Here is an 18,130-nt window from a genome sequence, read left to right as displayed (position 1 = left end):
CTTGACAGGACGTTCCTAACCCGCAGCCGGTTGCGGCTGCTGCGCCGTGGTTCCCTGCTGTGTTCCCTGCGGCGGAGCGGCCGCCGGCGTATCCTCCGGCTGCTGCACCACCGTCGTCGTGGTCGCCGGCTGGGGCGAAGCGGGGGACTCGGAGGGCTTCGCGGGCGGCAGGCGGTGGGGTTCGGCGATCTGGATGGCAACGCTAGGGAGCTTCCATTCCATGCTGTCGAAGGCGCCGCACTGGCCGCAGAGGCTGCGCCAGGACTTTGACAGGGTGCCGCATTCCTTGCAGACCCAGATCGGGTCCGGCTCGGCGTTGGCGGCCTTGGCCAGCCAGTCGCGGGCGGCGGCGATGTCGCCGTGCTCCGCCTCGGCCAGTTCGGCCAGCATGCGGTAGACCCGGTCGCTCGGACGCTCCGCCAGCGCCTTGCTCAGGTGGTTGCGGGCCTCGCCCCACAGCTTGGCGGCCATGGCGGCGCGGGCCAGGGCCACATGTCCCTCCAGGTCGTTGGGCACCATCGACTGGAGCCGCTCGAACCGCTTGACCTGGGCCAGCGGGTCGCTGTCCGGGCTGATGTCGCGGTAGGCGTCGGCCAGTTCGGGATGCGGCCGGGTGCTCCAGGCCTTCTCGATCACCTTGCCGGCCTTGCGGTGCTTGCCGGTGCGGGCCAGCAGGCGGGCCAGGCGCGAGGCGGCCGGCGGGAACGCGGGTTCCAGCTTGGCGGCGGCCTGGGCGTGGCGCAGGGCATCGTCGTGATGCCCCTCCAGCTCGGCCTCGTAGCTGCGTTCCAGCAACAGGGCGGCGCGGTGGTGCCGGCCGGCCTCCGCCGGGAAGGCACCCGACTTCATGCCGTCGAGCAGGGTCTGCTCGGCCCGGCCCCACTGGGCGGCCCGGGTCTCCAGGTCGAACAGGGTGGTGAGCACCCACGGCGTCTGCGGCTGGAGAGACTTGGCCCGGCGGGCCAGCTGCAGCGCCTCGGTCTGGTTGCCGTCCCGGATCGCCTGGGTCAGCAGGCCGCGCACGCCGAGGAAGGCCGTCTCCGGCCGTTCCAGCATGGTCTGGAAATAGCGTTCCGCCGCCTTCTCGTCGCCGTTCAGCTGGGCGGCCTGGGCCGACAGCAGCATGGTCAGCGGCGGGTCGCGCAGCATGGTGTCGGCCTCGCGGGCATAGCGCCGCGCGCCGGCGGCGTCGCCGGCCGCCACCGCGACCATGCCGCGGGTCAGCGCCCGGTAGCCACGCTCGCGCTTGCGTGCCCGGCTGCGGCGGCCGAAGGCCCCCGGCGCGCCGCGGACGCCTCGATACAGCCGGTAGGCCAGCGCCACGATCGCGATGATCGCCACCGTCACCAGCAGCAGCATGGCGAAGGACGTGTTGATGACGTAGCCCTGCCAGTCGATCGTGACCGCGCCGGGGTTTTCGACGAGATAGATGGCGATCGCGACGACGATCGCCAGCTTGATCAGGAACCAGATGGCGCGGGTCATTATTGGTTGCCTCCGGCGGAGCCCGCCAGGCGGGCGATGGCCTGGCCGGTCAGCAGCGCGCCGGCCTCGTTGGCGGCGAGGCGCGCCTTGGCGTCCTCGATCCAGGGCTGGGCCACCTTGGCCGGCTCGCCGGTCAGGGACTCGAGCTCCTTGACGGCCTCGTCCAGGCGGCCGGACTTCAGGTTGCGCTCCGCCCGGGCGGTGACCGCGTCGGCGCCGCTGCCTTCGATCTCGCCGGCGGTCCGCCGGACGCTGACCAGGGAGGAGGCGGTCGAGAGCGCCTTGTCCCACCATTGGCCGCCTTCGCCGCTGGCGAGCACCCCGGCGCGGACGATCTCGCCCGCGACGTCGGAGAACCGCTCGTTCAGTTGCGCCTCGGTCGGGATCCCGTCGGCGGCATGGGGCTCGATCGCGCCGAGCGCCTGCACCACCTGCGGATCCTGCAGGTTGACCGCGCGCACCGCGGACAGTTCGGACGCGAACGGCCGCGAGCTCTGGAGCGCCGCGCGGAGCTGGCCGGCAGCGAGCACCAGGGCCTGGGCCTTGCTTTCCTGGGCCTGGCGCAGGGTCAGCGTCTCGGCCACCTGGGCGGCGCGGTTCGAGGTGTTGTTGATCTCCTGGGCGAGGCGGTTGGCCTCCTGCTCCAGCCCGGCGACGCTGCTGCGCAGCTGCGCGATGGCCTGCGCCTGCTGCTGGTCGAGCGTGCCGACGCGGCCTTCGAGCTGCTGCACCCGGTCGCGGACCTGGGAGAGTGCCTGGAGCTGCTGCTCCAGGGGAGCGACGCGGGCGTCGAGGGCCTGGCGGTCGACGCCCGGCTGCGGCTGGGGCCGCTGCTCCAGCGCGCCGATCCGGCCGGCGAGTTGCTGGACGCGGTCCTGCACGATCGCTTCGACCTGGGCCTGGTCGAGGCCGGCCGGACCGGACTGCTCCGGCTGCTGCTGCGACTGCGCCTGGGACACTTCGGACAGGCGCTGCTCGAGTTGCGAAATCCGCTCGTTCAGCGGCGCGGTATCCGTGCCGCGCGACGCCAGCTCCTGGACCCGCTGTTCGAGCGCGGAGATCTGCTGGGAAGCACCGGTGTCGGCGCCGGTGCGCGGCGGCCAGATCTGCGGGATGACCTGCGGTCCCCACTGGGGCGCGGTGACGGCCGCCCCGGTGCCGGCCAGCGCCAGCAGGATGGCGAAGGTCGCGAGGCCCTTGCCGCCGCCGGACGTCCGGGCGGGTTCGGACGTGCGGACCGGCTCTTGGTCGTGATGGGTCGGCTCAGCCATGGTCCTGGTCGCGGTTTCTGTTTCGGGCTCGGTCGAGGTGTCGGCGGGCCGCTCGTAGCTGCGCGGGCTGCTCCAAGGCGTGGCCGAGGGAGTCCCGGCCGCCGGCGTGTCGGCGGCGGAGGGCTCCGGCGCGATGATGCCGGCGGGCGTCGTCTCGTCCGCTGCGCGATCTTCGACCGTGCGATCCTCGCTGGTGCGCTCGTCGGCCGGGGCGGCCGCGTCGAGCTCGGCCTGGTCCAGCGACACGTTGTGGCGGCCGGCGGCGGCGAGCAGGTCGGGATGGCGCGCGCTGGGGATCGCTCCGCGCTTCTTCCATCCCTGGACCGTCGTGACCGGCATGCCCAGCTTGTGGGCCATAGGGCGGATGCCGCCGAACTTCTCGATGATGCGCTCGGCTGCGGAGCCGGTCGGGTTGGTGCCGTCGGACGGATCCGGCACGGTCGGGTCGTTATCCGATTGGTCGGGGGGACGGGGACTCATGAGCGGCCTTCTCGTATTCCCTGGGGGCGTTTATCGTTGGCGGTTATTCGTCTGACTGTTCTTGCACTTGGTTCCGGTCCGGGGTTGGGATCCGGTCCGGGGTCCAACCGACGTTTTCAATCCGGCTGGGAAAGGGTCCTGGCGGGTGCGAGGAGATCAAGCAGAGCCGCCTGATCCGGCCGGCGTGCGATGAGGATGTCGCGCCACCCCACCGTACGCACCGCCGTACCGACCGCTTCGCTCAGGCAGAAAGCCAGGATTTCTCCGAGCCGATCGGCCAGCCCCGCCTTCTGAACAACCTTAACAAAGCTTTGCGCCGACCGGGGAGAGAAAAACAGGACTGCGTCGATTGTACCTGCGTACAGCGCTTCCACCGTCCCGGGCAGCAGCCCGGTCACCGGCTCGGCCGCGTACAGCACTTCGCGCTCCACCGTGAAGCCGGCCCGGCCGAGATCCCCGGCAAGGTCGCCGGCCACGGCGCTGCCGGCGGCATGGTACAGCCGTCCGGCCGCGGGATCGAGACGGTCGGCCACCAGCCGGGCGAGGCTGCCGACATCACCCCGGGCGCTTTCGACCCGGACGAAGCCGGCCTCCCGGGCGCATCGGGCGGTGGCGTCCCCGACGGCCAGTGCCGGCAGGTCGCGCCTGGCCGTACGCGCTGCGGTTGCTCGTACGCCGTTGGCGCTCGTGAACAGGAGGGCCTGTACGCCGTCCAGCTCCAGCGGCGGGCCGGGCAGGTTCCGGATTTCGAGCAGCGGCTGGACCACCGGCTCGAAGCCGCGCCCGCGCAGTTCCGAGGCGAGCGCCTCGGAATCCTCGCGCGGGCGCGTGATCAGGATGCGCCGCGGTCCGGCGGGAAGAGATCCCGTGCGTTGGGGCTGCCCGGTCACGGTCCGCTCACGGCACGAAGAAGTCCGGCGGCATCAGGCTTTTCAGCTCCTCCCCGGCGTCGCGGCCCATGGCGAGGGCGTCGGCCGCGGTTCCCCGGCGCGCCGTGCCGAGAATCTGTTTGCCGGCGGGATCGGCCACCAGCGCGTCGAGCGTCAAGGTGCCGGCCTCGTCGAGCCGGGCCAGCGCCGCGATCGGCGTGCGGCAGGATCCGTCGAGCGACGCCAGCAGCGCCCGCTCCGCCGAGACCCGGACCATGGTGGCCTCGCAGTTGAGCGGCGCCAGCAGCGCGTTGGTCACGTCGTCGTCCGCCCGGGTCTCGATGCCGATGGCGCCCTGCGCCACGGCGGGCAGCATGACGTCGGGCTCGATCACCGAGGTGATCCGGTCGGTCATGTCGAGCCGCTTCAGGCCGGCGAGCGCCAGCAGGGTCGCGTCGACCTCGCCGTCGGCCAGCTTGCGCAGCCGCGTCTCCACGTTGCCCCGGATCGGCACCACCTTCAGGTCGGGCCGCCGCGCCAGCACCTGGGCCTGGCGGCGCAGGCTCGCGGTGCCGACCACGGCGCCTTCCGGCAGGTCGTCGATATGGGCGGCGACGTTGGAGAAGAAGGCGTCGCGCGGGTCCTCGCGCGGCAGCAGGCAGCGGATCTCCAGCCCGTCGGGCAGCCAGGTCGGCACGTCCTTCATGGAATGGACCGCAAGGTCGATCGACCCGGCGACCAGCGCCTCCTCGATCTCCTTGGTGAAGAGACCCTTGCCGCCCGCCTCCATCAGGGTACGGTCCTGGATGCGGTCGCCGGTGGTTCTGATCACCACGATCTCGATCGCGTCGGGAGCCGCCAGCGCGGCGTGGGCCGCGGCCAGGCGGGCGCGGGTCTGGTGGGCCTGCGCCAGCGCCAGGGGGCTGCCGCGCGTGCCGATACGGACGGGGCCGGTTCGCACAGGGATGCTCATGATTTTTCTTTAGGACGTTACGGACCGCTGCGGAAGTCCCCACATGGGCCTGGACGGCGCAAGTGGAAAGTCCGTTGGTATAGGGGCTTTTACGCTGTATGTCTCGATGTCCCGTCGCTGCGGTGCGATGGGATCGCGTTGCCGCGGTGCGGCGCGGCTGGTGGAGAGGCGACGGATGATCACGGAACGCAGGCAGGTGATTTTCTCGAACGACGCGGTACGCGAGGCGGTCCGGCTTTTCTCGGCCGTGCATCCGGACAAGATGCCGCATGGGCAGGTCCGGCGGGTCTGGACGGCGACCGAGCCGGAGCTTCAGCTGTTCGTGCAGATCGAGCAGATCGGCGCCCGCAAGCTTCACGAACTGCGGTTCGGCCAGGGCGAGATCGCCGCCTTCCTGATCCTGTTCTGCCGCAAGAACAAGATCCCGCTGCCCCGGTCGTCCGAGAAGTTCCTGGAAGTCGAGAACGGCTGCCTTTCGCTGGTCATCACCAAGCAGATCCTGACCGAAACCCTGACCCGAACCTGATCGCATCCGAATGATAGTTCTTGGCATCGAGACGAGCTGCGACGAGACGGCCGCCGCCGTCGTCACCGACCGGCGCGAGATCCTGGGCGACGTCGTGCTGTCCCAGCTCTCCGACCATCACCCCTATGGCGGCGTCGTGCCCGAGATCGCCGCCCGCGCCCACCTGGACCACCTGGACGGCCTGGTCCGCCGCGCCATGGACGAGGCGGGCATCGGCTTCGACCGGCTCGACGGCGTCGCCGCGACCGGCGGGCCGGGACTGATCGGCGGGGTGATCGTCGGCGTGATGACCGCCAAGGCGATCGCCGCCGTGCGCGGCCTGCCCTTCGTCGCGGTCAACCACCTGGAAGGCCACGCCCTGACCGCGCGGCTGACCGACCCGGCGCCGGAAGGCCTGGCCTTTCCTTATCTGCTGCTGCTGGTGTCGGGCGGCCATTGCCAGATCCTGGCGGTCGAGGGGGTCGGACGCTACCGGCGGCTCGGCACCACGATCGACGACGCGGTCGGCGAGGCGTTCGACAAGGCGGCCAAGCTGATGGGCCTGGGCTATCCCGGCGGGCCGCTGCTGGAACGGGCGGCGGAGGGCGGCGATCCCGCGCGGTTCGAGCTGCCGCGCCCGATGAAGGGGCGACCGGGTTGCGACTTCTCCTTCTCCGGCCTGAAGACGGCGGTGCGCAACCGCCTGGACGAACTGCCGCCCGGCCCGCTCGATCCGGCCGACGTCCAGGACCTCGCCGCCGGGTTCCAGGCCGCCGTCGGCGACGTGATGGTCGATCGCTGCGCCCGCGCCATGGCCCGGTTCCGCGCCGAGCACCCGACCGGCGACACTCTGGTGGTGGCGGGCGGCGTCGCGGCCAACAAGTACCTGCGCGCCCGGCTGACCGCCCTGGCGGACAAGCAGGGGTTCCGTTTCCAGGCGCCGCCGATGCGGTTGTGCACCGACAATGCGGTGATGATCGCCTGGGCTGGGCTGGAACGGCTCAGGCTCGGCCAGTCCGACGGCCTCGATTTCGCGCCCCGCCCCCGCTGGCCGCTCGACCCGACCGCCCGGAAGCCGGAGGGCAAGGGCGCCAAGGCGTGAAGGCCTCGCCCGGCTTGGCCCGCTTATTCATCATGTCCCCGGACGTAAGGCCTTTACCGATTGAACGTCTATGATGTTCAGATCGCCTTCATGCGAGGAGCCGTCGCAGAGAGTGACAGCCCCCGTCGGCCTCATCCGCTCATACCGATAAATGATGGAAATGATCTCGTTTTCGAAGCCGGTATGCCGGGACACTATGCAATAGGTCTCATTATCCCTGGAGGCGATTCGGTCCGGTTCTTCAGGAGAGCGTATGATTTGTGATATTGCGGAAAGCAGCCCCTGAACCTGCCGATGATTGAGAGACTGCAAAGGACGAAGCTTCAGTACCGTCGGAGTCATTCCCGGGAAAGTCCAGACCGATCACCAAGAAACGCCTGCCAAGCTTCATCGCACGCCTGGCGCAGATCCCGATCGCCGGGTTCCCGTGGGTGGATTTCCGGCTCGGTCATCCTCCCGGCGACAGCTTGGCTCGGGCGTGGTTGGAAAAACAGGAAGTCGATCGAAGAAAAACCAGGATCGTTCTCGGTGGAATCATCCATCACGCCTGAGTGACGATCCAGCCGTGCCGAAAAATCTTCCCAGGCTTCGCCCGCCGCACGGCGCAGCAAAAGTTCTTCGGGTTCTCGCGGACGCAATTCCGGATGGATCACCTCGCAAGCACCGATCCAGCTCGATTGAACGAAACCTTTCCAGGTTTCGGAGAGCCGGAATGCACTTCCGCCGGTTAGAACCTCCGCCGGATCAAGGCGAACGGTGTCTGACCCCCCGACGGTGATGCGTACCGATGCCATGACGATGATCCTTCGAGCCAAGTCGCCCCCAATTTATCCGAAATCGTGCGGAAGCGCCAGCACCCTCCCATCGTATGCGCCTGGGCGAAGCGGACCCGGCGATCCGAGCAACCCGGTTGCCATCCCGGCGCCGCTCCCGTAATGACTGCGCCGTCCGCCACCAGGGGAATCCGTCATGACCGCTGCCGATGTCCAGCCTTTCGCCCGAGTCGGCGTGATCGGCGCCGGCGCCTGGGGCACCGCGATCGCGCTGGCGGCGCTGCGCGCGGGCCGCGATGCCGTCCTGTGGGCCCGCGAGCCGGACGTCGTGGAAGCGATGCGGCGGCGGCGCGAGAACACCCGCTACCTGCCCGGGATTCCGCTCGATCCCGCGCTCGGCCTGACCGGCGACCTGGCGGAGGCCGCGGCGGCCGACGTGCTGATGCTGGTGACCCCGGCGCAGCACCTGCGCGCCGCCTGCGCCCGGCTGGCCCCGATCGCGGCGGCCGGCACGCCGGTCGTGCTGTGCGCCAAGGGGGTCGAGCTCGCGACCGGCTGCCTGATGAGCGAGGCCGCCGAGGCGGAACTTTCGGGGCATCCGATCGCGGTGCTGTCCGGCCCGACTTTCGCCGCCGAGGTGGCGCGCGGCCAGCCGACCGCGGTCACGCTGGCGATCGGCGATCCTGCCCTGGGCACGCGCCTCGTGGAGACGCTGGGCAGCCGCAGCTTCCGGCCGTACCTGTCGGACGACGTGACCGGCGCGCAGATCGGCGGCGCCGTCAAGAACGTGCTGGCCATCGCCTGCGGCATCATCGAGGGGAAGCGGCTGGGCGACAACGCGCGCGCCGCCCTGATCACCCGCGGACTGGCCGAGATCACCCGCCTGGCCCTGGCGCTGGGCGCCCGGCCGGAGACGCTGACCGGCCTGTCCGGCCTGGGCGACCTGACGCTGACCTGCACCAGCCACCAGTCGCGCAACATGTCGCTGGGCGCGGCTCTGGGGCAAGGACGGCCGCTGGCCGACATCCTGGGCGAACGCCATTCGGTCGCCGAGGGCGTCCACACCGCCGCGGCCGTCGGCGCGCTCGCCGCGCGCAAGGGGGTGGACATGCCGATCTGCCAGGCGGTAGACGCCATCCTCAACCGCGGGGCCGACATCGACGCGACGATCGCGGCCCTGATGGCTCGGCCGTTTCGCATCGAGGGCCGGTAGGGTAAGACTGGTCACCCGCAGCAGCGGACAAGCAGCACGACACGAGGGAGGCATCGCAATGCATTTCATCATCACCTGCACCGACAAGCAGGGCAGCGGAGACGTCCGCGCGGCCAACCGCACCGCCCACCTGGCCTATCTGGAGAGCTTCGGCGACAAGATCTTCGCCGCCGGCCCGACGCTGACCGACGACGGCAGCGCCATGACCGGCAGCGTCCTGATCGTCGAGTTCGACGACCGCGCCGGTGCCGAGCGCTTCTCCGCCGACGACCCCTACGCCAAGGCCGGTCTGTTCGAAAGCGTAACGATCCGGCCCTGGCGCAAGGTCCTGCCGAAGGCGCCCGCCTGATCCCGGAACCGGCACCAACGACAGACAAGACCCCGAGGCGGCAGCGATGGCCTACTGGCTGGTGAAATCCGAGCCCTTCAAATACTCCTGGGACCGGATGGTCGCGGACGGCGTCACCCACTGGGACGGCGTCCGCAACCACCAGGCGTCCAACAACCTCAAGGCCATGCGCCTGGGCGACCGGGCCTTCTTCTACCACTCCAACGAGGGGCTGGAGATCGTCGGCGTGGTCGAGATCGCACGGGAATACTATCCGGATCCCGGTGACGAGGCGGGCCGATTCGGCATGGTGGACGTCAAGCCCGTGGTCTCCGCCGCGGCGCCGGTGACGCTGAAGCAGATGAAGGCCGATCCCGTCCTGGCCGACATGGCGCTGATCCGGCAGTCCCGCCTGTCGGTCTGCCCGGTCACCGATACCCAGTGGCGGCATATCTGCCAACTGGCCGGGATCGATGCCTGAGGAACCGACGCCGGAGGAACTCTGCCGCCTGGAGGACATCCCCGACGGCACCGGACGCGGCTTCACGCTGCGCGCGGACGGTGCCGCCGCGGGATCGGCACCGCTCGACATCCTGGTCGTGCGGCAGGGCGACAGGGTGGTGGGCTACGTCAATTCATGCCCGCACGCACGGTCGCCGCTGGACTGGACGCCCGACCGCTTCATGAGCCTGGACGGACGCCATATCCAGTGCGCCACCCACGGCGCGCTGTTCGAGATCGGGACGGGGCTCTGCGTCGGCGGACCCTGCATCGGCAGCTTCCTGACACCCGTGACGGTCACGACGAAGGACGGCCGGGTCATCGTCCCGGACCGCACGATCGGATCGGACAGGGCTTCGACGTGAGACTTCAGCGGGCGTCCGGCAGGCTGGCCGCGAAATCCCGCGTGGTATGGACAACCCGTCGCGCGATGCCGCGCAGTTCCTCGGCAGCCGCCGCATAGCCCGTGCCGTCCCGCGGCACGGCGCGGAGCACCGCGTCGATGGTCATCATGCTGGTGCGGCTGCTGATCCGGCTCAGCCGGCCGACGCAATCCGCCCCGCCGTCGGCGCCATCCTCCGTTCCGCTGTCCGCACCCCTGTCGCCCGACATGTCGCCGCCCCGTCGCCTTGCACCACGCTCGTCGTCGCGACGTTAGCCCCGGGTCCCTTAATGCCGGGTAAATGTTGTCTTGGCGGAACGTCCTGCTCTCCGGATCGCACGAGCCGGGGCTACCTCCAGGCGGACTATGCCTTGCGACTTATTGTCCAGGGGTTGCCCGGCGAGGCGCCCGGCTCCGCAGGACCGGCGGGGCGCAGGATCCCCGGAGTGGAAAGACCACTTGCGTAACCACCTCCCCGGCAGCGTGTCCGGACGGACTTCCGATACGCAATGATGTGCCATGGCCGGATCTTCCGCAGGCAGTCCATTTCGGGGCTGCACGCTCCTGTTCCCAGACGCCGGTCAATGCCGGACCATTGATACCGCAATGCAACATGGGTAGTCGTCATGCCGGGAACAGGACCGCGTTTCCGCTTCATCTGCCCCGCTCCATGACTGGGCCTGTCCCGCAGCATCCAATATTTGGCCGGATCAGGCGAAGGGTCCCGCCCTGCCCGGGCCGCGCGGGAAGCCGGATCAGCGGTTGAGATAGATCAATGCCCCAAGGCGGCGCTGCCTTTACAAGATCTGGCACGCGTTTTCCGCAGCTTCGACGGCTGATGCGGGGTCCCGTGCCTTGCGCCTGAACGGCTTGTTAAAGATAGGCCGCTGTGGATAATCACGTGTTGACCGATGAGGTTAGCGGATCGATTGTTCCAAGATCGGCCGAGAACAGTAACCAGAATGAACCGGGGGAACCGCGAGCCAATGAACACAACGCCGAACACGACTCCCAGCACCTTCCCGCCTCCCGAAGCTGTTGCGAAGTCGGCCTGGGTCGATGCCGAAGGCTACGCCCGGATGTACGAGCAGTCGGTCAAGGATCCGGAGGCTTTCTGGGGCGAGCATGGCAAGCGCCTCGACTGGATGCGCCCCTACACCAAGATCAAGGACGTCAGCTTCACCGGCGACGTCCATATCCGGTGGTTCTTCGACGGTACGCTGAACGTCAGCGCCAACTGCATCGACCGCCACCTCGCCGACAAGGCCGACCAGACCGCGATCATCTGGGAAGGCGACAACCCGGCCGAAAGCAAGCACATCACCTACCGCGAACTGCATGAGCAGGTCTGCCGGCTGGCCAACGTGCTGAAGGCCAAGGGCGTCAAGAAGGGCGACCGGGTCACCATCTACCTGCCGATGATCCCCGAGGCCGCCTACGCCATGCTGGCCTGCGCCCGCATCGGCGCCATGCACTCCATCGTGTTCGGCGGTTTCTCGCCCGACAGCCTGCGCGACCGCCTGGTCGACTGCGACAGCCACCTGCTGATCACCGCGGACGAGGGCCTGCGCGGAGGCCGCAAGGTGCCGCTGAAGAAGAACGCCGACGAGGCGCTGAAGGAATCGCCGAACGTCAGGACCCAGATCGTCGTCCGCCGCACCGGCGGCGAGGTCGCGTGGACCGAGGGCCGCGACTTCTGGTACGATGAGGAGATCGCCAAGGTCTCGGCCGACTGCCCGCCGGAGGAGATGAGCGCGGAAGACCCGCTGTTCATCCTCTACACCTCCGGCTCGACCGGCAAGCCCAAGGGCGTGCTCCACACCACCGGCGGCTATCTGGTCTATGCGTCGATGACGCACCAGTACGTGTTCGACTACAAGCCGGGCGAGGTCTACTGGTGCACGGCCGACGTGGGCTGGGTCACCGGCCACTCCTACATCGTCTACGGGCCGCTCGCCAACGGCGCCACGACCCTGATGTTCGAGGGCATCCCCAACTATCCGTCGGTGTCGCGCTTCTGGGAAGTGATCGACAAGCACAACGTGTCGATCTTCTACACGGCGCCGACCGCCATCCGCGCGCTGATGCGCGAGGGCGAGGCCCCGGTCAAGAAGACCAGCCGCAAGTCGCTGCGCATCCTGGGTTCGGTCGGCGAGCCGATCAATCCCGAGGCCTGGCTGTGGTACCACAAGGTGGTCGGCGACGAGCGCTGCCCGATCGTGGACACCTTCTGGCAGACCGAGACCGGCGGCATCCTGATCTCGCCGCTGCCGGGCGCCACCACGGCCAAGCCCGGTTCGGCCACGCTGCCGTTCTTCGGCGTCCAGCCGGTCGTCGTGGACAACGACGGCAAGCTGCTGGAAGGCGAGACCGAGGGCAACCTGTGCATGGCCGACAGCTGGCCGGGCCAGATGCGCACCGTGTTCGGCGACCACGTCCGGTTCGTCCAGACCTACTTCTCGACCTTCGAAGGCAAGTACTTCACCGGTGACGGCTGCCGCCGCGACGCCGACGGGTACTACTGGATCACCGGCCGCGTCGACGACGTGATCAACGTGTCCGGCCACCGCATGGGCACGGCGGAGATCGAGAGCGCGCTGGTCGCCCATCCCAAGGTCGCCGAGGCCGCGGTCGTCGGCTATCCGCACGACCTCAAGGGCCAGGGCATCTACGCCTACGTCACGCTCAACGCCGGCGAACACCCGAGCGAGGAGCTGCGCAAGGAATTGGTGACCTGGGTCCGCAAGGAGATCGGCCCGATCGCCACGCCGGACCTGATCCAGTGGGCCCCGGGCCTGCCGAAGACCCGGTCCGGCAAGATCATGCGCCGCATCCTGCGCAAGATCGCCGCGAACGAGCACGAGGCGCTGGGCGACACCTCCACGCTGGCCGATCCCAACGTGGTCACCGAGTTGGTCGACAACCGCATGAACCACGGCTGACCTGTCCCTTCGGCGGGCCGGTCGGAGAAAGGGGGGCCTTGAGCCCCCCTTTTTCGTTCACGGACCGCCGGAGGGCTTGCCGCTATACCCCGCCTTGCGCTTGGAGCTGTATTCGTTCTAAATGTTAACGGTGAATTTCGAGGCACCTTTCATTGGTGTCCAACCGCTACCATATGCGAACCATGACTGGAACACGCCCCTTCAAGCACGTCCTCGACCGGCTTCAGCAGGCCGGCCTTCGCCCGACGCGTCAGCGGCTGGCACTTGCCCGCCTGCTCTTCGACAAGGCCGACCGCCATGTCACGGCGGAACAGCTTCACGGCGAGGCGACCGACGCCGAGGTGAGGGTGTCGCTGGCGACGGTCTACAACACGTTGCACCAGTTCACCGATGCGGGATTGCTGCGCGAAGTGGTCGTCGAGGCAGGGCGCTCCTATTTCGACACCAACGTGGCCGACCACCACCATTTCTTCTTCGAAGGGTCGGGCAATCTCCAGGACATCCCGAGCGAGAGCGTGACAGTCGCCCACCTGCCCCAGGCGCCTGCGGGGACCAGGGTGGCGCGCGTCGACGTGATTATCCGCCTGATGCCGGAAGACCCGGCGGCGGGCTGATCGGTCATTTCCGGACCCGGATCAGTTTCGGTTATTACCGGTTGATTGACTCCTACCTCCTTCGGGATGCATAAGGTGCCGGGATGGTTGGACCCGGCCCGGCCGGCGGCGCGATCGGGACCGTCCCCAAGATGAGGAGGATGGAATGTCGCTCTCGGGGTCCAGGACGGAACAGAACCTGAAGGCGGCCTTCGCCAGCGAGAGCCAGGCGAACCGGCGTTATCTCTATTTCGCCCAGCAGGCCGACGTGGAAGGCTTCCACGACGCCGCCGCGGCGTTCCGGACGACGGCCGAGGGGGAGACCGGGCACGCGCACGGGCATCTCGAATTCCTCCAGGAAGTCGGGGACCCGGCCACCGGGAAGCCGATCGGCACCACCCGGCAGAACCTGGCCGCCGCCATCGCGGGCGAGACCTTCGAGGCCGCCGAGATGTACCTGACGATGGCGCGCACCGCCCGCGAGGAGGGCTTCGACGAGGTCGCCGACTGGTTCGAAACGCTCGCGAAGGCGGAGAAAGCCCATGCCGCCCGGTTCCAGAAAGTCCTGGACCGGCTGGAGTGACCGGGCGGGGGCCGCGACGGGACCACTCCTACTCGATGGATTCGGCCGGATAGACGCCCCAGAATTCGGACCGCTGGAGCCAGCCGCGGTAGCCGTCGACATTGACCTCGCACCAGGCCTGCTCGCAGCGCAGCAGCTTCCCGGCGACGCCGGGCTCCACCTTGGCAAGGCCCGCCGCGGCATCGCCGGCGGCGCGGCGCAGCACGCGCACGCCGCCCGTGACGATCATGGCGCGCTTGCCCGACAGCATGCTCTGATGGACCCAGCCCTCGGTGCCTTCCCAGTCGCGGATGCGTCTCCAGGTGTCGAACTCGGCGGTGATCTCCACAGGGATGTCGCGCTTCACGAAGACCCACTCCACCGGATAGCGCGTGCCCGGCCCGGTCCGCACGTTGACTTCCGCCGAGCGGAGCGAGACGAAGCGCGGAACCGGCAGGCCCGTCGGAGGAGCCATGCCGGGGACCGACTCGGGCTCCTGCGCGAGCGCCTCGGGAGCGGAAAGCGTGGCGGGCAGCAGCAGGGCGCCGAAGCAGATGGCGAGAATGCCGAAACGGGCGGCAGATATCATGGACGCGAACTCAGGTCTGTAACGGGTCTGGAAAGCCCTGGAACGGGCTATTGCCTCAATGTGGCGGGGATATGACCGCCCCGAGGCGGCTCAGCCTAGACCAAGTCCGTTAAGAGGTGGTCACCCGCCGGATGCCGGATGTTACCGCGTCGCTGGACAAGACGGCACGGCGCTTGGTATGGCAAGGCGAAGCCGCCAGGGAGATCCGGTCCGATGCCCGAGAAGAAGAAACCCGTCGTCGTCGTCACCCGCAAGCTGCCGGACGTGATCGAGACGCGGATGATGGAGCTGTTCGACACCCGCCTCAACCACGACGACACGCCGCCGACCGCGGCGGAACTGATCGAGGCCGTCAAGACCGCGGACGTGCTGGTGCCCACGGTGACCGATCGGATCGACGCGCGCGTCCTGTCCCAGGCCGGTCCGAACCTGCGGCTGATCGCCTCGTTCGGCACCGGCGTGGATCATATCGACCTGAAGACCGCCCGCCAGCGCGGCATCACGGTCACCAACACGCCCGGCGTGCTGACCGAGGACACGGCCGATATGACCATGGCGCTCCTGCTCGCGGTGTCGCGCCGCCTGTCGGAGGGTGAGCGGCTGGTCCGGTCGGGCGAGTGGAAGGGCTGGGGCCCGACCACCATGCTGGGCCACCGGATCTGGGGCAAGCGCCTGGGCATCATCGGCCTGGGCCGGATCGGGCAGGCGCTCGCCAAGCGCGCCCGCGGATTCGGCCTGTCGATCCATTACCACAACCGCCGCCGCGTCCATCCCGAGATCGAGGGCGAGCTGGAAGCGACGTACTGGGAGAGCCTGGACCAGATGCTGGCGCGGATGGACATCGTCTCCATCAACTGCCCGCACACCCCGGCCACGTACCACCTGCTGTCGGCCCGCCGCCTGCAGCTGCTGCGGCCCCACTGCTACATCGTCAACACCTCGCGCGGCGAGGTGGTGGACGAGAACGCCCTGACCCGCATGCTCCAGAAGGGCGAGCTGGCCGGGGCCGGGCTCGACGTGTTCGAGCACGAGCCGGCGATCAATCCCAAGCTGCTGACGCTGGACAACGTCGTCCTGCTGCCCCACATGGGTTCGGCGACCATCGAGGGCCGCATCGACATGGGCGAGAAGGTGATCATCAACATCAAGACCTTCGCCGACGGCCACGCCCCGCCGGACCGCGTGCTCGAAGCGATGTTCTGAGCGCTCCGGCAGCCTATATGACGGGTACCGGCACCGGCGGGCCGGTACCCGACGACGCCAGGGAGCTTCAGATGACCGATCCGTGGGAGCGGCGCGACCGGCGAGGACGCAGGACGGCGCGCACCGTCCTGCTGAAGGTGCTGCTGCCGCTCGCCGTGATCGGCGCCAGCGTGGCGGTGCTGGTCATGCTGCACCTGGACGGCACCTTGAGGCTGTTCCTGGACCAGCAGTCCATGTTCGGCATGATCGCCGTGGTCCTGGTGCTCAACCTGGTCGGATTCGCCTTCATCTACATGCTCTCGATGGTCTGGAAATCGGTCAAGCACGACCTCCTGAACCTTCGCGACCCCTGATCGAGGCCGGAGAGCGGTTTCCGACATGCCAGACGAAATGTTGCCGCACGCGAAGCACGCGACCTCCCCCCATGGGCGCCCGCGGGCGTCCGAACTGCTGGACATCTTCGTGGAAGGGCATCCCGACGACCGGATCGTGCTGGGAGACCTGATCACGCTGCTGGGCGACCGGGCCTTCGGGGCGCTGCTGCTGATCTTCGCCCTGCCCAACATGATCCCGGTGCCCCTGCCCGGCCTGTCCACCGTGCTGGGCCTGCCGATGGTGCTGTTCGCGGCCCAGCTGATGCTGGGCCACCCGGCGCCCTGGCTGCCCGCCCGGCTGGCACGCCTGACCGTCAGGCGGGAGACTTTCCTGACCATGGTCGGTGCCACCCGGCGCTATCTGGTGTGGGCCGAGCGCCTGCTCAGGCCGCGCTGGTCGGTCCTGACCGACGGCCCGGGCGAGCGGCTGCTGGGCGCGGTTTGCCTCGTGCTCTCGCTGATCCTGATCCTGCCGATCCCGCTCGGCAACCTGCTGCCCGCGTTCGCCGTGGCCTTGATGGCGCTGGGGCTGCTGGAGAAGGACGGCGTCTGCGTGACCATCGGCCTGTGCGTCGCCGCCAGCAGCGTCACGGTCGTGGTCGCCGTGGTCGTCCTGATCGTCGAGGCGGCGGTGCTGCTGTACCGGCAGCTGTTCCCCTGAGGGGTGCGATCAGCCGAAGCGGTTCACGATGCGGGCGACCTGCCCGCGGTAGCTGCCGCCGAACAGGCGGACATGGACCAGCAGGGGGTAGAGGTTATAGAGGTCGCGGCGCACCTCGAAGAAGCCGGGCCGGATCGGGCGAAGCTCGTGGTAGCGGCGGAAGAAGGGCTCGCCGAAGGTGCCGAACAGGGTGCTGAAGGCCAGTTCGATCTCCGGATCGGCATGATGGATCGCCGGGTCGATGAAGCCGGCGACGCGGCCCCGGAATGCCAGCACGTTGCCGCCCCACAGGTCGCCGTGGATCAGGCTCGGCGGGGCGGGCTCGCCGATCAGGTCGGGCAGCCGGGCGGCAAGCCGCTCGATCGCGGCCATCAGGGCGCCGTCGATTCGCCGCTCGTCCAATGCCTTGCGCGCCATGTGCATCAGGCGGTGGTCGCGGAAAAAGGCGATCCAGTCGTCCGACTCAGGGTTCGGCTGGGGCAGCGGGCCGATCAGCGTGTCCTGCGGAAAACCGTAGCGGGCGGCACCGATGCCGTGCAGCGCCGCGACCAGTTCGGCGGCGTGCTCCTGGGCCGAAGCGGTCAGGCCGCCGTCGCTCTCGACGTGGGACATCACCAGAAGGCGGTCGTCGGCGTGGAACAGCTCCGGCACCGGCAGGCGGGAATGCTCCGCGAGATGGCGCAGCATCATGCCTTCGAGCGCCAGCCCCTTGCCGCTCTTGGCAACGACCCGCCGCCCGTCCGCGAGGTCGAGCAGCCACAGCTCGGCGGCGTTGCCGCCGGCCAGCGGCTTGGCCGAGGCGACGGTTCCGACGCCGTCAGGAATCTTCGGCGGCATGGACATGGACGGCTCCCGGCCGGGAATGGCGGAGCTGGTCGAGCAGGCCGGACGCGGCGGCCTCGACCAGGTCGAGCACTTCGGTGAAGTGGGTGCCTTCGCCGTAATAGGGGTCGGGCACCTCGCGCCGGGGGGCGTCGGGCGCATAGTCCATGAACAGCCTGACGCGGTCCCTGGCCCCGTCGGGTGCCATGCGGACGAGTTGGTCGTAATGCCCCTGGTCCATCGCGAGGATCAGGTCGAATTCCTCGAAGTCGGCCGGCTTCACCCGGCGGGCCCGCAGGTCGCCGATATCGACGCCGCGCTTCGCGGCTGCCGCGACGGAGCGCCGGTCGGGCGGCTCGCCGACATGGTAGCCGTGGGTCCCGGCGCTGTCGGTCTCGATCCTGCCGGCCAGCCCGGCCTCGGCGACGAGGTGCCGGAACACCCCTTCGGCGGTGGGGGAGCGGCATATGTTGCCGGTGCATACGAACAGGACCTTGACCAT

General features: G+C 69.0%; 21 protein-coding genes. 12 read left to right on the top strand and 9 right to left on the bottom strand.

All coding sequences use genetic code 11. The features are described 5' to 3' along the window. Positions 1 to 15: 15 nt before the first annotated feature. The 4 genes from JL101_RS28115 to hemC all read right to left on the bottom strand — a co-directional run bounded on the left by JL101_RS28115 (position 16) and on the right by hemC (position 5,078). Complete coding sequence (locus JL101_RS28115) at positions 16 to 1,485, bottom strand: heme biosynthesis protein HemY (RefSeq protein WP_203098559.1); 1,470 nt, start codon at positions 1,483 to 1,485, stop codon at positions 16 to 18. Further along, complete coding sequence (locus JL101_RS28110) at positions 1,485 to 3,236, bottom strand: COG4223 family protein (RefSeq protein ID WP_203098558.1); 1,752 nt, start codon at positions 3,234 to 3,236, stop codon at positions 1,485 to 1,487. Before JL101_RS28110 ends, JL101_RS28115 begins: the two co-directional genes overlap by 1 nt. Before the next feature lie 116 nt (positions 3,237 to 3,352). Further along, positions 3,353 to 4,126 carry a uroporphyrinogen-III synthase gene (locus tag JL101_RS28105; RefSeq protein WP_203098557.1) on the bottom strand — a complete coding sequence of 258 codons (774 nt, stop codon included), beginning with the start codon at positions 4,124 to 4,126 and terminating at the stop codon, positions 3,353 to 3,355. A 7-nt stretch (positions 4,127 to 4,133) separates the two neighbouring features. After that, positions 4,134 to 5,078, bottom strand: coding sequence for a hydroxymethylbilane synthase (gene hemC / locus JL101_RS28100; RefSeq protein ID WP_203098556.1), 945 nt, complete (start codon positions 5,076 to 5,078; stop codon positions 4,134 to 4,136). A gap of 175 nt (positions 5,079 to 5,253) precedes the next feature. Between hemC and JL101_RS28095 the strand changes: the two genes are divergently transcribed. Beyond that, positions 5,254 to 5,604 (top strand): hypothetical protein, encoded by a 351-nt coding sequence (locus JL101_RS28095; RefSeq protein ID WP_203098555.1) that lies wholly within the window; start codon positions 5,254 to 5,256, stop codon positions 5,602 to 5,604. A gap of 10 nt (positions 5,605 to 5,614) precedes the next feature. Next, positions 5,615 to 6,685 carry a tRNA (adenosine(37)-N6)-threonylcarbamoyltransferase complex transferase subunit TsaD gene (gene tsaD / locus JL101_RS28090; RefSeq protein ID WP_203098554.1) on the top strand — a complete coding sequence of 357 codons (1,071 nt, stop codon included), beginning with the start codon at positions 5,615 to 5,617 and terminating at the stop codon, positions 6,683 to 6,685. Positions 6,686 to 7,023: 338 nt separating this feature from the next. On the opposite strand, the gene JL101_RS28085 is transcribed toward tsaD, so the two are convergent. Continuing rightward, positions 7,024 to 7,479: a hypothetical protein gene (locus tag JL101_RS28085; RefSeq protein ID WP_203098553.1), complete on the bottom strand. Its 456-nt coding sequence runs from the start codon at positions 7,477 to 7,479 to the stop codon at positions 7,024 to 7,026. 175 nt (positions 7,480 to 7,654) lie between these two features. On the opposite strand from JL101_RS28085, the gene JL101_RS28080 reads away from it, so the two are divergent. Genes JL101_RS28080 through JL101_RS28065 form a run of 4 tightly spaced genes read left to right on the top strand, consistent with a single transcriptional unit; the run spans position 7,655 to position 9,865 of the window. Continuing rightward, entirely contained in the window at positions 7,655 to 8,671 is a 1,017-nt protein-coding gene (locus JL101_RS28080; RefSeq protein ID WP_203098552.1) for an NAD(P)H-dependent glycerol-3-phosphate dehydrogenase, read from the top strand. A gap of 58 nt (positions 8,672 to 8,729) precedes the next feature. Continuing rightward, positions 8,730 to 9,020 carry a YciI family protein gene (locus JL101_RS28075; RefSeq protein ID WP_201076048.1) on the top strand — a complete coding sequence of 97 codons (291 nt, stop codon included), beginning with the start codon at positions 8,730 to 8,732 and terminating at the stop codon, positions 9,018 to 9,020. A gap of 46 nt (positions 9,021 to 9,066) precedes the next feature. Then, the gene (locus JL101_RS28070; RefSeq protein ID WP_203098551.1) at positions 9,067 to 9,480 is read left to right on the top strand and encodes an EVE domain-containing protein; all 414 of its coding nucleotides are present in this window, start codon (positions 9,067 to 9,069) and stop codon (positions 9,478 to 9,480) included. Continuing rightward, entirely contained in the window at positions 9,473 to 9,865 is a 393-nt protein-coding gene (locus tag JL101_RS28065) for a Rieske (2Fe-2S) protein (protein ID WP_203098550.1), read from the top strand. Before JL101_RS28070 ends, JL101_RS28065 begins: the two co-directional genes overlap by 8 nt. A 4-nt stretch (positions 9,866 to 9,869) precedes the next feature. Here the strand turns inward: JL101_RS28065 and JL101_RS28060 are convergent, their stop codons facing one another. Continuing rightward, positions 9,870 to 10,112, bottom strand: a complete 243-nt coding sequence (locus JL101_RS28060; protein ID WP_203098549.1) for a hypothetical protein — start codon at positions 10,110 to 10,112, stop codon at positions 9,870 to 9,872. A 756-nt stretch (positions 10,113 to 10,868) separates the two neighbouring features. Between JL101_RS28060 and acs the strand changes: the two genes are divergently transcribed. From acs to JL101_RS28045, 3 genes are all read left to right on the top strand, one after another. Then, positions 10,869 to 12,824: an acetate--CoA ligase gene (gene acs, locus JL101_RS28055; RefSeq protein WP_203098548.1), complete on the top strand. Its 1,956-nt coding sequence runs from the start codon at positions 10,869 to 10,871 to the stop codon at positions 12,822 to 12,824. Between the two features lie 182 nt (positions 12,825 to 13,006). Next, positions 13,007 to 13,438 carry an iron response transcriptional regulator IrrA gene (gene irrA / locus JL101_RS28050; protein ID WP_203098547.1) on the top strand — a complete coding sequence of 144 codons (432 nt, stop codon included), beginning with the start codon at positions 13,007 to 13,009 and terminating at the stop codon, positions 13,436 to 13,438. Positions 13,439 to 13,583: 145 nt separating this feature from the next. Continuing rightward, positions 13,584 to 14,000 carry a rubrerythrin family protein gene (locus JL101_RS28045; protein WP_201076034.1) on the top strand — a complete coding sequence of 139 codons (417 nt, stop codon included), beginning with the start codon at positions 13,584 to 13,586 and terminating at the stop codon, positions 13,998 to 14,000. Between the two features lie 28 nt (positions 14,001 to 14,028). Here the strand turns inward: JL101_RS28045 and JL101_RS28040 are convergent, their stop codons facing one another. Then, positions 14,029 to 14,568 carry an SH3 domain-containing protein gene (locus JL101_RS28040; protein WP_201076032.1) on the bottom strand — a complete coding sequence of 180 codons (540 nt, stop codon included), beginning with the start codon at positions 14,566 to 14,568 and terminating at the stop codon, positions 14,029 to 14,031. A 213-nt stretch (positions 14,569 to 14,781) separates the two neighbouring features. Here JL101_RS28040 and JL101_RS28035 point away from each other — a divergent pair, with 213 nt between their 5' ends. From JL101_RS28035 to JL101_RS28025, 3 genes are read left to right on the top strand one after another with little or no spacing between them, the layout of a single operon-like run. Further along, the gene (locus tag JL101_RS28035) at positions 14,782 to 15,771 is read left to right on the top strand and encodes a 2-hydroxyacid dehydrogenase (protein WP_203098546.1); all 990 of its coding nucleotides are present in this window, start codon (positions 14,782 to 14,784) and stop codon (positions 15,769 to 15,771) included. A 17-nt stretch (positions 15,772 to 15,788) separates the two neighbouring features. After that, on the top strand, positions 15,789 to 16,124 hold the full coding sequence (locus JL101_RS28030; protein WP_203098545.1) for a hypothetical protein: 336 nt from the start codon (positions 15,789 to 15,791) through the stop codon (positions 16,122 to 16,124). Between the two features lie 25 nt (positions 16,125 to 16,149). Beyond that, positions 16,150 to 16,806 (top strand): exopolysaccharide biosynthesis protein, encoded by a 657-nt coding sequence (locus JL101_RS28025; protein WP_203098544.1) that lies wholly within the window; start codon positions 16,150 to 16,152, stop codon positions 16,804 to 16,806. A 9-nt stretch (positions 16,807 to 16,815) separates the two neighbouring features. Here the strand turns inward: JL101_RS28025 and JL101_RS28020 are convergent, their stop codons facing one another. Both JL101_RS28020 and JL101_RS28015 read right to left on the bottom strand, forming a co-directional pair. After that, the gene (locus tag JL101_RS28020) at positions 16,816 to 17,643 is read right to left on the bottom strand and encodes a fructosamine kinase family protein (RefSeq protein WP_228435206.1); all 828 of its coding nucleotides are present in this window, start codon (positions 17,641 to 17,643) and stop codon (positions 16,816 to 16,818) included. Continuing rightward, a complete protein-coding gene (locus JL101_RS28015) occupies positions 17,624 to 18,130 on the bottom strand; it encodes a low molecular weight protein-tyrosine-phosphatase (RefSeq protein WP_203098542.1) in 507 nt (168 codons plus the stop codon). Before JL101_RS28015 ends, JL101_RS28020 begins: the two co-directional genes overlap by 20 nt.

The organism is Skermanella rosea, from assembly GCF_016806835.2.
GTDB lineage: Bacteria > Pseudomonadota > Alphaproteobacteria > Azospirillales > Azospirillaceae > Skermanella > Skermanella rosea.
This window is presented reverse-complemented; position numbering and strand designations above follow the sequence as displayed.

Coding starts and splice junctions, on each gene's coding strand:
- JL101_RS28080 (WP_203098552.1), top strand. CDS start 7,655: ATGACCGCTGCCGATGTCCAGCCTTTCGCCCGAGTCGGCGTGATCGGC.
- JL101_RS28115 (WP_203098559.1), bottom strand. CDS start 1,485: ATGACCCGCGCCATCTGGTTCCTGATCAAGCTGGCGATCGTCGTCGCG.
- JL101_RS28025 (WP_203098544.1), top strand. CDS start 16,150: ATGCCAGACGAAATGTTGCCGCACGCGAAGCACGCGACCTCCCCCCAT.
- JL101_RS28095 (WP_203098555.1), top strand. CDS start 5,254: ATGATCACGGAACGCAGGCAGGTGATTTTCTCGAACGACGCGGTACGC.
- irrA (WP_203098547.1), top strand. CDS start 13,007: ATGACTGGAACACGCCCCTTCAAGCACGTCCTCGACCGGCTTCAGCAG.
- hemC (WP_203098556.1), bottom strand. CDS start 5,078: ATGAGCATCCCTGTGCGAACCGGCCCCGTCCGTATCGGCACGCGCGGC.
- JL101_RS28085 (WP_203098553.1), bottom strand. CDS start 7,479: ATGGCATCGGTACGCATCACCGTCGGGGGGTCAGACACCGTTCGCCTT.
- JL101_RS28075 (WP_201076048.1), top strand. CDS start 8,730: ATGCATTTCATCATCACCTGCACCGACAAGCAGGGCAGCGGAGACGTC.
- JL101_RS28070 (WP_203098551.1), top strand. CDS start 9,067: ATGGCCTACTGGCTGGTGAAATCCGAGCCCTTCAAATACTCCTGGGAC.
- JL101_RS28015 (WP_203098542.1), bottom strand. CDS start 18,130: ATGGTCAAGGTCCTGTTCGTATGCACCGGCAACATATGCCGCTCCCCC.
- JL101_RS28060 (WP_203098549.1), bottom strand. CDS start 10,112: ATGTCGGGCGACAGGGGTGCGGACAGCGGAACGGAGGATGGCGCCGAC.
- JL101_RS28020 (WP_228435206.1), bottom strand. CDS start 17,643: ATGCCGCCGAAGATTCCTGACGGCGTCGGAACCGTCGCCTCGGCCAAG.
- JL101_RS28065 (WP_203098550.1), top strand. CDS start 9,473: ATGCCTGAGGAACCGACGCCGGAGGAACTCTGCCGCCTGGAGGACATC.
- acs (WP_203098548.1), top strand. CDS start 10,869: ATGAACACAACGCCGAACACGACTCCCAGCACCTTCCCGCCTCCCGAA.
- JL101_RS28110 (WP_203098558.1), bottom strand. CDS start 3,236: ATGAGTCCCCGTCCCCCCGACCAATCGGATAACGACCCGACCGTGCCG.
- JL101_RS28035 (WP_203098546.1), top strand. CDS start 14,782: ATGCCCGAGAAGAAGAAACCCGTCGTCGTCGTCACCCGCAAGCTGCCG.
- JL101_RS28040 (WP_201076032.1), bottom strand. CDS start 14,568: ATGATATCTGCCGCCCGTTTCGGCATTCTCGCCATCTGCTTCGGCGCC.
- tsaD (WP_203098554.1), top strand. CDS start 5,615: ATGATAGTTCTTGGCATCGAGACGAGCTGCGACGAGACGGCCGCCGCC.
- JL101_RS28030 (WP_203098545.1), top strand. CDS start 15,789: ATGACGGGTACCGGCACCGGCGGGCCGGTACCCGACGACGCCAGGGAG.
- JL101_RS28045 (WP_201076034.1), top strand. CDS start 13,584: ATGTCGCTCTCGGGGTCCAGGACGGAACAGAACCTGAAGGCGGCCTTC.